11 protein-coding genes are annotated in these 12,558 nt (G+C 52.6%); 7 read left to right on the top strand and 4 right to left on the bottom strand.

Features of this window, described 5'->3' with window-relative positions:
- Position 1: 1 nt before the first annotated feature.
- A complete protein-coding gene (gene aspS, locus BZK41_RS24335; RefSeq protein WP_079939885.1) occupies positions 2 to 1,774 on the bottom strand; it encodes an aspartate--tRNA ligase in 1,773 nt (590 codons plus the stop codon).
- Between the two features lie 287 nt (positions 1,775 to 2,061).
- Here aspS and BZK41_RS24330 point away from each other — a divergent pair, with 287 nt between their 5' ends.
- From BZK41_RS24330 to cmoB, 5 genes are read left to right on the top strand one after another with little or no spacing between them, the layout of a single operon-like run.
- Positions 2,062 to 2,628, top strand: a complete 567-nt coding sequence (locus tag BZK41_RS24330) for a hydrolase (protein WP_079939884.1) — start codon at positions 2,062 to 2,064, stop codon at positions 2,626 to 2,628.
- On the top strand, positions 2,625 to 3,443 hold the full coding sequence (locus tag BZK41_RS24325) for a DUF72 domain-containing protein (protein WP_079939883.1): 819 nt from the start codon (positions 2,625 to 2,627) through the stop codon (positions 3,441 to 3,443). Before BZK41_RS24330 ends, BZK41_RS24325 begins: the two co-directional genes overlap by 4 nt.
- 52 nt (positions 3,444 to 3,495) lie before the next feature.
- On the top strand, positions 3,496 to 3,891 hold the full coding sequence (locus tag BZK41_RS24320; protein ID WP_003833847.1) for an MAPEG family protein: 396 nt from the start codon (positions 3,496 to 3,498) through the stop codon (positions 3,889 to 3,891).
- Positions 3,892 to 3,931: 40 nt separating this feature from the next.
- Complete coding sequence (gene cmoA / locus BZK41_RS24315; RefSeq protein WP_079939882.1) at positions 3,932 to 4,675, top strand: carboxy-S-adenosyl-L-methionine synthase CmoA; 744 nt, start codon at positions 3,932 to 3,934, stop codon at positions 4,673 to 4,675.
- A complete protein-coding gene (gene cmoB, locus BZK41_RS24310) occupies positions 4,672 to 5,640 on the top strand; it encodes a tRNA 5-methoxyuridine(34)/uridine 5-oxyacetic acid(34) synthase CmoB (RefSeq protein ID WP_079939881.1) in 969 nt (322 codons plus the stop codon). Before cmoA ends, cmoB begins: the two co-directional genes overlap by 4 nt.
- Before the next feature lie 230 nt (positions 5,641 to 5,870).
- Here the strand turns inward: cmoB and cutC are convergent, their stop codons facing one another.
- Both cutC and BZK41_RS24300 read right to left on the bottom strand, forming a co-directional pair.
- The gene (cutC, locus tag BZK41_RS24305) at positions 5,871 to 6,617 is read right to left on the bottom strand and encodes a copper homeostasis protein CutC (protein ID WP_079939880.1); all 747 of its coding nucleotides are present in this window, start codon (positions 6,615 to 6,617) and stop codon (positions 5,871 to 5,873) included.
- 2 nt (positions 6,618 to 6,619) lie between these two features.
- A complete protein-coding gene (locus tag BZK41_RS24300; RefSeq protein WP_003833855.1) occupies positions 6,620 to 7,186 on the bottom strand; it encodes a VOC family protein in 567 nt (188 codons plus the stop codon).
- 238 nt (positions 7,187 to 7,424) lie between these two features.
- On the opposite strand from BZK41_RS24300, the gene argS reads away from it, so the two are divergent.
- Together argS and mrdA are read left to right on the top strand one after the other, a co-directional pair.
- Positions 7,425 to 9,158: an arginine--tRNA ligase gene (argS, locus tag BZK41_RS24295; protein ID WP_079939879.1), complete on the top strand. Its 1,734-nt coding sequence runs from the start codon at positions 7,425 to 7,427 to the stop codon at positions 9,156 to 9,158.
- A gap of 230 nt (positions 9,159 to 9,388) precedes the next feature.
- Positions 9,389 to 11,326, top strand: a complete 1,938-nt coding sequence (mrdA, locus tag BZK41_RS24290; RefSeq protein WP_079939878.1) for a penicillin-binding protein 2 — start codon at positions 9,389 to 9,391, stop codon at positions 11,324 to 11,326.
- On the opposite strand, the gene BZK41_RS24285 is transcribed toward mrdA, so the two are convergent.
- Positions 11,298 to 12,437 carry a glycoside hydrolase family 105 protein gene (locus tag BZK41_RS24285; RefSeq protein WP_079939877.1) on the bottom strand — a complete coding sequence of 380 codons (1,140 nt, stop codon included), beginning with the start codon at positions 12,435 to 12,437 and terminating at the stop codon, positions 11,298 to 11,300. The genes mrdA and BZK41_RS24285 overlap by 29 nt on opposite strands.
- Positions 12,438 to 12,558: the final 121 nt, after the last annotated feature.

The raw sequence follows: 12,558 nt of genomic DNA, 5'->3' as shown, positions 1-12,558 counted from the left end.
ATCAGTTATTCTCGGCCTTCTTAACAACCTGAATGCTCAGTTCCGCCAGCGCTGCTTCGTTGGCAAAGCTTGGCGCTTCAGTCATCAGACACGCTGCAGCCGTGGTTTTCGGGAAAGCGATAACGTCACGAATGTTATCAGTACCGGTCAACAGCATAGTCAGACGGTCCAGACCAAATGCCAGGCCCGCATGCGGCGGTGTACCGTATTTTAGCGCATCCAGCAGGAAGCCGAATTTCTCACGCTGCTCTTGCTCGTTAATGCCCAGAATACCGAATACGGTTTGCTGCATGTCGCCGTTGTGAATACGCACGGAACCGCCGCCCACTTCGTAGCCGTTGATGACCATATCGTACGCGTTGGCAACCGCGTCTTCCGGCGCAGCTTTCAGCTCAGCGGCCGTCATATCTTTCGGCGCGGTGAACGGGTGGTGCATGGCGGTCAGTCCGCCTTCACCATCGTCTTCAAACATTGGGAAGTCGATAACCCACAGCGGCGCCCATTTGGCTTCGTCGGTGATGTTCAGGTCTTTACCCAGTTTCAGACGCAGCGCGCCCATCGCGTCGGCAACTACTTTCTTGTTGTCGGCACCGAAGAAAATCATGTCGCCGTCTTGCGCACCGGTACGCGCCAGAATCGCTTCCACGATTTCTGCGTTCAGGAACTTAGCAACCGGGCTGGTGATACCTTCCAGACCTTTCGCACGTTCGGTGACTTTGATGTAAGCCAGGCCTTTCGCGCCGTAAATCTTAATAAAGTTACCGTAATCGTCGATCTGCTTACGGCTAAGTGCAGCACCGCCCGGTACACGCAGAGCAGCTACGCGGCCTTTCGCATCGTTTGCCGGACCAGAGAACACTGCGAACTCAACGTTTTTCACCAGATCGGCAACGTCAACCAGCTCCATCGGGTTACGCAGGTCTGGTTTATCGGAACCGTAACGACGCTCAGCTTCGGCAAAGGTCATGATCGGGAAATCACCCAGATCCACACCTTTCACTTCCAGCCACAGGTTACGCACCAGCGCTTCCATCACTTCACGCACCTGCGGTGCGGTCATGAAGGAAGTCTCAACGTCGATCTGGGTAAATTCTGGCTGACGGTCAGCACGTAAGTCTTCATCACGGAAGCATTTTACGATCTGATAGTAGCGATCAAAGCCAGACATCATCAGCAGCTGTTTAAACAACTGAGGTGATTGCGGCAGTGCGTAGAATTTACCTTTATGTACGCGAGAAGGTACCAGGTAATCGCGCGCACCTTCCGGCGTCGCTTTAGTCAGCATCGGTGTTTCGATGTCGAGGAAGCCGTGGTCGTCCATAAAGCGACGCACCAGACTGGTGATTTTGGCACGCGTTTTCAGGCGCTGCGCCATTTCAGGGCGACGCAGATCTAAATAGCGATACTTCAGTCGCGCTTCTTCAGTGTTGACGTGGTTAGAGTCCAGCGGCAGCGAGTCTGAACGGTTGATGATGGTCAGGTCGGAGGCCAGCACTTCAATTTCGCCCGTCGCCATATCGGCGTTGACGTTTTTCGCGTCACGCGCACGCACGGTGCCCGTAACCCTGATGCAGAACTCATTACGCAGTTCGGAGGCCAGCTTTAACGCGTCCGCACGGTCCGGATCGAAAAATACCTGCACGATACCTTCGCGGTCGCGCATATCGATAAAGATCAGGCTACCAAGATCACGACGACGGTTGACCCAACCACACAGAGTCACCTGCTGCCCCTCGTGGGACAGACGTAGCTGTCCGCAATATTCTGTACGCATGAGATATCCCTTAACTTTGCCGCAGGCGGATTGTCACCTGTCTCGCAGATGACGAAGTCGCAGCTTTAGCTGAATGTCACAACTGAATGAAAAAAGGCGGCTATTATACTGGAAATTCTGCCGCACGATAAGAGCCTACTGGGATAGACTCTCAGTTCGGTACTGACTGTACGCCTGTTTCCTGGACGGGCATTGCGTAATCTCACAAAAAATAACAAAAATTGTCGCCCCTTTCACACTGATTCGCGATTAAGGTGTAACGGAATTCTTTTATTACTGGAGTGACCATGCTGGAATTGAACGCTAAAACAACCGCCCTTGTCGTGATTGATTTACAGGAAGGGATCCTGCCTTTCGCTGGCGGGCCTCATACGGCACATGATGTGGTTACCCGCGCCGCGCAGTTGGCGGAAAAATTCCGTGCCCACGGTTCCCCGGTGGTAATGGTGCGCGTCGGCTGGTCTGACGATTACGCCGAAGCGCTGAAACAACCCGTAGATGCTCAGACTCCGGCAAAAGCGTTGCCCGAAAACTGGTGGGATTACCCGGAGGCTCTGGGGAAATGCGCCAGCGATATCGAAGTGACTAAACGCCAGTGGGGAGCCTTCTATGGCACCGATCTGGAATTGCAGCTGCGTCGCCGGGGTATTGATACCATCGTTCTGTGCGGGATCTCGACGAACATTGGCGTTGAGTCGACGGCGCGAAATGCGTGGGAGCTGGGTTTCAGTCTTATCATTGCAGAGGATGCCTGTAGCGCCGCCAGTGCTGAGCAACACAAGGGCAGCATGACCCATATTTTCCCGCGCATTGCGCGCGTTCGCATCGTGGAGGAGATTCTGCAAGCGCTATGATCTACATCGGTTTACCCCAGTGGTCGCATCCAAAATGGGTGCGTCTGGGGATCACCAGCCTTGAAGAGTATGCCCGCCACTTTAACTGCGTGGAGGGCAACACTACGCTGTACGCGCTGCCAAAAGCCGATATTGTTTCCCGCTGGCAGGCACAGACTACCGATGCGTTTCGATTTTGTTTTAAATTTCCGGCGACTATTTCGCACCAGGCAGCGCTGCGTAATTGTGATGACCTGGTACAGGAATTTTTTACACGCATGTCGCCACTGGAATCGCGTATTGGACAATACTGGCTGCAATTACCCGCGACTTTTGGCCCACGCGACCTGCCTGCCCTGTGGCAGTTTCTCGATGCGCTCCCGAAATCCTTTACCTACGGTGTGGAAGTTCGCCATCCGGAGTTCTTTGCCAAAGGCGAAGCCGAACAGCTATTTAATCGCGGTTTACACGAGCGTGGAGTAAACCGGGTGATTCTGGACAGTCGACCGGTACATGCCGCAATCCCACATACCGAAGCCATACGTGACGCCCAGCGCAAGAAACCGAAGGTTCCGGTGCATGCCGTGGTGACGGCAAACCATCCGATGGTACGCTTTATCGGTAGCGATAATATGGCGCAAAACAGCGAACTTTTTGCCGTCTGGCTGACCAAGCTGCCGCAATGGCAACGCACCACGACGCCGTATCTGTTTTTGCATACACCGGACATCGCGCAAGCCCCGGAGCTTGTTGATACGCTATGGGCGGATTTACGCAGTGCTCTGCCAGAGATCGGATCAGCTCCCTCTATTCCACAGCAATCTTCTCTTTTCTGAAAATGCCACCTATCATAGTCAGTGCCAGCAGCCATTTTAAAAGGGAGTTTGTATGGTAAGCGCGCTTTATGCCGTATTGGGTGCGTTATTGTTAATAAAGTTCTCCTTTGACGTCGTTCGCCTGCGCATGCAATATCGCGTTGCCTATGGCGATGGAGGTTTTAGCGAGCTGCAAAGCGCTATCCGCATTCACGGTAATGCGGTGGAATATATTCCCGTCGCGTTAGTGCTGCTGTTATTTATGGAAATGAACGGCGCAGAGACGTGGATGGTGCATATTTGCGGGCTGATGTTGATTGCCGGACGTCTGATGCATTATTACGGATTCCACCACCGGCTTTTCCGCTGGCGCCGTTCGGGCATGAGCGCAACCTGGTGTTCGCTGTTGCTAATGGTGCTGGCAAATCTTTGGTATATGCCCTGGGAGTTGGTTTTCTCCCTGCATTAGCGCACAATACGCCACTTTATTTTTCCCGGATTTTTACGTTATGTCTCACCGCGACACGCTTTTTTCTGCGCCTATCGCCAGTCTGGGTGACTGGACCTTTGATGAACGGGTAGCTGAAGTCTTCCCGGATATGATCCAGCGTTCCGTTCCTGGCTATTCCAATATCATTTCTATGATTGGCATGCTGGCCGAACGTTTCGTGCAACCCAACACGCAGATCTACGATCTGGGCTGTTCTTTGGGCGCGGCGACGCTCTCGGTGCGTCGCAATATTCATCACGAGAATTGCAAAATTATTGCCGTCGATAACTCCCCAGCGATGGTTGAGCGCTGCCGTCGTCATATTGACGCCTATAAGGCACCGACCCCGGTTGAGGTTGTCGAAGGCGATATTCGCAACATTACTATCGAAAACGCTTCGATGGTGGTGCTGAATTTTACCCTGCAATTCCTTGAGCCACCTGAGCGCCAGGCATTGTTGGATAAGATTTATCAAGGGCTGAATCCCGGCGGCGCGCTGGTGCTGTCTGAAAAATTCAGCTTTGAAGACGCTAACGTTGGCGAACTGTTGTTCAACATGCACCACGACTTCAAACGGGCCAATGGCTACAGCGAACTGGAAATTAGCCAGAAGCGCAGCATGCTGGAAAACGTGATGCTGACCGACTCGGTCGAAACGCACAAAGCACGGCTGCATCAGGCAGGCTTCGAACACAGCGAATTGTGGTTCCAGTGCTTCAACTTTGGTTCTCTGGTGGCGCTGAAAGCTGAGGTTAGTGCATGATCGACTTTGGTAACTTTTATCAGCTGATAGCCAAAAACCATCTTTCCCACTGGCTGGAAACGCTTCCGGCACAAATCGCTGCCTGGCAGCGCGATCAGCACGGTCTTTTTAAGCAATGGTCAAACGCCGTCGAGTTTCTGCCCGAGCTGACGCCGCATCGTCTGGACTTACTGCACAGCGTTACTGCAGAAAGCAAAGAGCCGCTCAGCGAAGGTCAGCTTAAACGTATCGACACCCTGATGCGTAACCTGATGCCATGGCGTAAAGGACCGTACTCGCTGTACGGCGTCAACATTGATACCGAATGGCGTTCCGACTGGAAGTGGGATCGTGTCCTGCCGCACTTGTCTGATCTCACCGGTCGTACCATTCTTGACGTCGGCTGCGGCAGTGGCTATCACATGTGGCGCATGATTGGCGCGGGGGCACATCTGGCGGTTGGCATCGATCCTACGCAACTGTTCCTGTGCCAGTTTGAGGCGGTACGTAAACTGCTGGGCAATGACCAGCGCGCTCACCTGCTGCCGCTGGGCATTGAGCAACTTCCAGCGCTCAACGCCTTTGACACTGTGTTCTCCATGGGCGTGCTTTATCACCGCCGCTCGCCGCTGGAACATCTGTGGCAGTTAAAGGATCAGTTGGTTAAAGATGGCGAACTGGTGCTGGAAACGCTGGTCGTCGAAGGTGATGAAAATACCGTACTGGTGCCGGGCGATCGCTACGCACAGATGCGTAACGTCTACTTTATTCCATCTGCGCTGGCGCTAAAAAGCTGGCTGGAAAAATGCGGTTTTGTTGATGTGCGCATCGCCGATGTCTGCGTCACCACCACCGAAGAGCAGCGCCGCACCGAGTGGATGGTAACCGAGTCGCTGGCCGACTTCCTCGATCCGAACGACCACAGCAAAACGGTGGAAGGCTACCCTGCTCCATTACGCGCGGTATTGATTGCGCGTAAGCCCTAGTCATTTTTGACTGGTGGCACATTTTCTCCAAAATAGTTCGGTTTGCGACAAGGCGGCGACGCAGCAAATCCTCGGGAGCGTAGATAACTACGTGACCGGGGTGCGCGAGGAAAGCCAACGCAGTAGCAGACCGAAATATGCAGGAGAAGGATAAAAAAAGGCCCCTGTTGAAATTGCAGGGGCCTGGTACGAGCAAGCATCATATTGGGCGACATGATGCAACGGTAAAATCAGCTGGCCTGATGGTGTGCAATGATTGCTTTCATTTCAGCAACCGCCGTCCCGTCTACCGCATAGCGAGAATACTCATCCGCCTGCGCATCCGAAGACATCGACAACCCCGAATTGCGATAACGCATTGGTGAAGCCAGCCATACTCCGGCAGAACTGTGGACTTCCTGCACCCCAGCATCAAGGAACAGGGACAAATTCGAGGCGCGAACCCCCGCTCCGGCCATAATGATTGGAGCACCGGGCTGCGCAATAAGTTCCATTATTTTTGTTAAACCTTGCGCCGCATCTGATTTTTGCCCTGAAGTGAGTACTCTGGAGATGCCCAAACCAGCTAATTTTTTAAGCGCATTGAGTGGGTTAGCACACATATCAAAGGCCCGATGAAAAGTGACTTGCAGCGAACCGGCGGCAATCATTATTTTCTCCATGCGCGGCATATCGACATTGCCATCCGCATCTAAAATGCCGGTCACCAGCCCTGAGAATCCCAGTTCCCTGACCATCGCAATATCATCCAGCATTGCAGCGAATTCACCTTCGGTGTAGCAAAAGTCCCCTCCGCGTGGGCGAATAATGGGATTGACGGGAATCGAAATGTGCTGGTGAACAGAACGCAAGACACCCAGTGACGGCGTTAAGCCCCCTTCTTTGGGTGCCGAGCAAAGCTCAATACGATCCGCGCCGTTTTGCTGCGCCGTACGCGCACACTCCATGCTGTAACAGCAGATTTCCAGTAAAGCCATGCTCACTCCTGACGTTCGCTTGCCACGATGGTTTCAATCGACCACGGATGGAATTTTATCGTTACGCTGCCATCGCTGACCGCCAGCGTCGGATTCGGTAAACGCTCACGTTCACCTTTTGGCGAGCTGGTTTTCACAAATATGCCCGGTTGACTCAGACCGTGATCGGAAAGCAGCGCCAGCGCGCGCGCATTCAACGTTTCCGCCTCTCCCGGCAGAACAATTTCAATATGTTCCCAGCCTTCATGTGGGTAGCGTTTTTCGCCCGGCCACGGCAGCTCGACGATGGAAAATTGCCAATGTTGCACACAAACCGGCTCATGCAGTTTAAAAAGACAAATAGGTCTGCCGTTAATGATGTTTTCTGACAACAATTCACCGCACTGCTCAAACCCACGACGCCAGCGTTCTGCGGTGGTATTTTGATGGCAACGCAAGGAAATGTGATCGGCTTCCAGACCTGTGATATCCAGCCCAAGACGGGTAGAAAGTTCCGTTAATGCCTGCGTGAAATGCGGTAAATCTGCAGAAATATCCTGTAGTTCTGCAACGGTTTGCCAGTTTGCCATATTAAAAGCTCATATCCATGTTCAAAGTCGCTAATTTACTCTGTTGCGCTGCGCCATCCAACAGCTGTTTTTTCCGAACACATCATGAAAAAATTTACACCATTGCATTGTTTATATTTCAGGCTACTGGCGGTACACACAATGCTGACGCCAACGGGCATTTGCAGTATACTCCCGCCCTTAATTCTTAAACTGGTGCGGTGAATTTTAGGCCGCTTCATAAATGTAAGGTATTCCGGTGAATATTCAGGCTCTTCTCTCAGAAAAAGTCAGTCAGGCCATGATTGCTGCAGGCGCGCCTGCAGATTGCGAACCGCAGGTTCGTCAGTCAGCAAAAGTACAGTTCGGCGACTATCAAGCTAACGGCATGATGGCTGTCGCTAAAAAACTGGGTATGGCGCCGCGACAACTGGCTGAGCAGGTGCTGACTCATCTGGATCTCAACGGGATTGCCAGCAAAGTTGAAATTGCAGGCCCGGGCTTTATCAATATTTTTCTCGATCCGGCATTTCTGGCGCAGCACGTTCAGCAGGCGCTGGCTTCCGATCGTCTGGGCGTCACTCAACCGGCTAAACAAACCGTCGTGGTTGACTACTCCGCGCCTAACGTAGCGAAAGAGATGCACGTTGGTCACCTGCGTTCCACCATCATTGGTGACGCGGCGGTGCGTACGCTGGAGTTCCTCGGTCACAAAGTTATCCGCGCCAACCACGTTGGCGACTGGGGTACTCAGTTCGGTATGCTCATTGCATGGCTGGAAAAACAGCAGCAGGAAAATGCGGGAGAGATGGCGCTGGCTGACCTGGAAGGTTTCTACCGTGATGCGAAAAAACATTACGACGAAGATGAAGCCTTCGCGGAACGCGCCCGTAGTTATGTCGTGAAACTACAAGGCGGCGACGAATACTTCCGCGAGATGTGGCGCAAACTGGTCGACATTACCATGTCGCAGAACCAGTTAACCTACGATCGCCTCAACGTTACCCTGACCCGTGACGACGTCATGGGCGAAAGCCTGTACAACCCGATGCTGCCTGGTATCGTGGCCGATCTCAAAGCTAAAGGCCTGGCTGTTGAAAGCGAAGGCGCTACCGTCGTATTCCTTGATGAGTATAAGAACAAGGAAGGCGAACCGATGGGCGTTATCATTCAGAAGAAAGATGGCGGTTATCTCTACACCACAACCGACATCGCCTGCGCCAAATATCGTTACGAAACCCTGCATGCCGATCGCGTACTGTATTACATCGACTCCCGTCAGCATCAGCACTTAATGCAGGCCTGGACCATCGTACGTAAAGCTGGTTATGTGCCGGATTCAGTGCCGCTGGAACACCACATGTTCGGTATGATGCTCGGCAAAGACGGTAAACCGTTCAAAACCCGCGCGGGCGGCACGGTTAAACTGGCCGATCTGCTGGATGAAGCGCTGGAGCGCGCACGTCGTCTGGTCGCGGAGAAGAACCCGGACATGCCTGCCGACGAGCTGGAAAAACTGGCAAATGCGGTCGGTATCGGCGCGGTAAAATATGCGGACCTGTCCAAAAACCGTACTACCGACTACATCTTCGACTGGGACAACATGCTGGCGTTCGAAGGTAACACCGCGCCATATATGCAGTACGCCTATACCCGCGTACTGTCCGTGTTCCGTAAAGCAGATATCGACGAAAGCGCGCTGGCAAATGCGCAGGTCGTTATCAGCGAAGATCGCGAAGCTCAACTGGCGGCGCGTCTGCTGCAGTTTGAAGAAACGCTGACCGTCGTTGCGCGTGAAGGTACGCCACACGTGATGTGTGCTTACCTGTACGACGTTGCTGGTCTGTTCTCCGGCTTCTACGAGCACTGCCCTATTCTCAGCGCTGAAAACGAAGAGATTCGCAACAGCCGACTGAAACTGGCACAGCTGACGGCGAAAACCCTGAAGCTGGGTCTGGATACACTGGGTATCGAAACCGTAGAACGTATGTAATCACCTCCAGTACTGTGAAAGCCCGCGCTATGTCGCGGGCTTTTTTATTTTCCCGAATGACCACCCTCGTAGTCAGCGCTCTCAGGCCGGCGAGAAACGGCTACGCTTACTGTAATTTGTAACAACCCACAAGGAATGACACATTTCCCTAGAGATATGGAACATCTTTTGCCTGTCATCCCGTCTAAGCCTCCGTATCATTAGGCGGCGAATTAATCGGGTACGGGTCAATGACATTCAGAGATTTTGAGGCGGAAGAAAAACTCTTCCAGCGGCGTGTATTGGTGGCCTTTGGCCTGGTAGTCATCTGTTTTGGCATCCTGATTTACAATCTGTATAACTTACAAATCTGTCAGCACCAGTATTACACCACCCGGTCGAATGCAAACGACATCAAAATGCTGCCCGTCGCCCCAACGCGTGGCATGATTTACGATCGCAACGGCATCCCGCTGGTGCGCAACGTTACCTGGTACGATATTTCCGTTACGCCTTATAAAATCAGCGATATGAATGCGTTAATCCAGCAGCTTACGCCGATCGTTGACCTCACTCCTGATGACATAGACCAGTTTCGCCATGAGCTGAAAGCCAGCAGCCGCTATCGTCCTGTGGTGCTAAAAAATGCGCTTACCGATGTCGAAATCGCCCGTTTTTCGGTAAACCAGTTTCATTTTAGCGGCGTCAACATCAATAGCTACGAAGACCGCCAGTATCCCTATGGCGCGGCGCTGGCGCATGTCCTGGGTTATGTTTCAAAAATCAATGACAACGACCTGAAAGCACTGGATCAAAAGGGTCAGGCAGAGAACTACGCCGCCGATCACAACATTGGTAAGCAAGGTATTGAGCGCTATTACGAAAACGAACTGCATGGAAAGACCGGTTATCAGGAGGTGGAAGTAGATAACCACGGACGCATCGTACGCCTGATCAAAGATGTGCCGCCCGTTGCCGGAAAAGATATCCATCTGACGCTGGATTTACATTTACAGCAATATATTGAGAGCCTGTTGGCTGGCCAGCGTGCCGCCGTTTTGGTTGAAGATCCACACGACGGTTCCGTACTGGCGATGGTCTCAAACCCCAGCTATGACCCTAATCCGTTTGTCAAAGGCATCAGCTATCAGGACTATAACAAGCTACTCCAGGATAAAGACCTGCCATTAATCAACCGCGTCACGCAGGGGTTGTACCCTCCCGCTTCAACGGTCAAACCGTATATGGCGATGTCGGCATTACTGAATGGTGTGATCACGCCGCAGACCAGTTTCTTCGGTGCTCCTACCTGGACGCTACCCGGCACCGAGCGACATTACCGTGACTGGAAAAAAACGGGCCACGGTATGCTGGATGTCACCAAAGCGATAGAAGAGTCTGCCGATACGTTCTTCTATCAGGTGGCGTATATGATGGGGATCGACCGGATTAACAGCATGCTCAGCCAGTTTGGTTACGGTAAACCGACCGGCATCGATCTTGATGAGGAGTATAACGGCCTGCTCCCGAGCCGTGAATGGAAGCAAAAAGTGCACAAAAAAGCCTGGTATCAGGGGGATACTATTTCAGTTGGCATCGGCCAGGGCTACTGGATTGCCACGCCTATCCAGATGGTAAAAGCCATGGTCGCACTGATTAACAACGGTAAGGTTATCGTCCCTCACCTGCTGCTCGATGAAGAGAGCGGCAAAACCATCACGCCGTATCAGGCTCCAGAAGCACCGTCACAAATCGCCTCAGCCTCATCGCCCTACTGGGGACTGGTGCGTCAGGCGATGTTCGGCATGGCGAATGAACCCAATGGTACAGGTTATAAGTTCTTTCACACCGCGCCTTATGGCATTGCGGCGAAAAGTGGCACCTCACAGGTCTTTAGCCTGAAAGAAAATCAAACCTACAATGCGAAGATGATCCCTGTCCGATTGCGCGACCACGTGTTTTATACCGCATTTGCACCCTATAAGAACCCGAAAGTCGCGGTGGCATTAATTCTGGAAAACGGCGGCAGCGATGGTGTCACCGCCGCGCCGGTAATGCGTCAAATCATGGATCATCTGTTTGCCCCGCAGGACAACACGGTACAAACAGTGACGACTGAACCATCAGGTCCGATAGCGGTATCGCCATCGAACACCGATATCAAAAATACTTTCGCAAGTATTCGGTAAGACACAGCATCGCCATCGCCTGTCCGTAAGGCATGGAGGTCCGAGGAATATTGCGGTAGAAATCGAGATTGTGTCCCATCCCGGTACCAAACGAGGTGTGCAGCAGTTCACCTTCCGGTGAAATATGCTGCACAATGCCGCGAATGGCTTTTTCGGCCACCAGCGCATACTCTTGCCCAGCATAGCGTTTACGTACTGCTTTGAGGATCCCATAGGCAAATCCGGCAGTTGCCGATGCTTCCAGATACGACTGCGGGTCGTCCAGCAAGGTATGCCACAACCCACTTTCATCCTGGCATTTCGCCAGCGCCGCGATTTGCGCGTTCAGGACCTGTACCAGATAGCGGTGAACAGCATTGTTTTCCGGTAAATCAAGTAATTCAAGGAAGTCCGGGATCACGATAGTTAACCAACTGTTGCCACGCGCCCAGCGGGCATTGGCAAAGTTGTGATTTCCTTCATAGCTCCAGCCGTGGAACCACAGCCCTGTTTCTTTATCCATCAGATTTTGCACGTGCAGCAGGAACTGATACGTTGCCTCTTCGATATAGTCCGGGCGATTGAGTAGCTTGCCAATCTTCGCCAGCGGTAAAACCGTCATCATCAGCGTGTCATCCCACATCTGCTGGTGGTTTTCTTCCGCCAGCGTGATGTGTTGCATACCACCGAATGCGGTACGCGGCATCTCATGCATTGCCCACTCAGCCCAGCTGTCGAGCCACGGCAGATACGCGGGATTACGCGTCTCTTCATAGCGATACGCCAACGTTAAAAATGGCGCCATGGTATTCACATTTTTGGTGGTTGCGCCTTCGGCAAAGCGATCGGTAAACCAGCTGTCGATGATATCGCGCATCGTTTCATCGCCGGTTTGCAGATAGTACTGATACATCCCGTATAAACCGATGCCGTGGGTCCACTCCCATCCCGCCCAGCCCTTGGTATCAATTACGCGTCCATCGTCCAGACGCAGCAAGAACTCGCCGGTTTCGTCATGAATATTGACCAGGTTATGCGTCACCTTTTTGATCAGTGTTTTTAATTCATCCCTGGCAATAAAATGTTCTGGCTGGCGCAATAACGGGCTATGTTTAACCGGGTAAACAATCATTTACTTAACCTCTGTCAATGTCGGATTCAATGCTGTGACCTGCCCCTGTTGCGGCGCAGCAGCTTTATTTGGGAGGCCCCGCAATCCTCGCTTTGACAATGGGCATCCTTATAGAGTCACA

The organism is Citrobacter sp. A316 (assembly GCF_002042945.1).
Taxonomy (GTDB): Bacteria; Pseudomonadota; Gammaproteobacteria; order Enterobacterales; family Enterobacteriaceae; genus Citrobacter; species Citrobacter portucalensis.
Note: the sequence above shows the minus strand (reverse complement) of the source record. Positions and strands in the feature narration are given on the sequence as shown.

Bases quoted from the DNA above. Each gene is read 5' to 3' on its own strand.
- mrdA (WP_079939878.1), top strand. From the start codon at position 9,389: ATGACATTCAGAGATTTTGAGGCGGAAGAAAAACTCTTCCAGCGGCGT.
- cmoB (WP_079939881.1), top strand. From the start codon at position 4,672: ATGATCGACTTTGGTAACTTTTATCAGCTGATAGCCAAAAACCATCTT.
- BZK41_RS24285 (WP_079939877.1), bottom strand. From the start codon at position 12,437: ATGATTGTTTACCCGGTTAAACATAGCCCGTTATTGCGCCAGCCAGAA.
- cmoA (WP_079939882.1), top strand. From the start codon at position 3,932: ATGTCTCACCGCGACACGCTTTTTTCTGCGCCTATCGCCAGTCTGGGT.
- aspS (WP_079939885.1), bottom strand. From the start codon at position 1,774: ATGCGTACAGAATATTGCGGACAGCTACGTCTGTCCCACGAGGGGCAG.
- BZK41_RS24300 (WP_003833855.1), bottom strand. From the start codon at position 7,186: ATGGCAAACTGGCAAACCGTTGCAGAACTACAGGATATTTCTGCAGAT.
- BZK41_RS24320 (WP_003833847.1), top strand. From the start codon at position 3,496: ATGGTAAGCGCGCTTTATGCCGTATTGGGTGCGTTATTGTTAATAAAG.
- BZK41_RS24325 (WP_079939883.1), top strand. From the start codon at position 2,625: ATGATCTACATCGGTTTACCCCAGTGGTCGCATCCAAAATGGGTGCGT.
- cutC (WP_079939880.1), bottom strand. From the start codon at position 6,617: ATGGCTTTACTGGAAATCTGCTGTTACAGCATGGAGTGTGCGCGTACG.
- BZK41_RS24330 (WP_079939884.1), top strand. From the start codon at position 2,062: ATGCTGGAATTGAACGCTAAAACAACCGCCCTTGTCGTGATTGATTTA.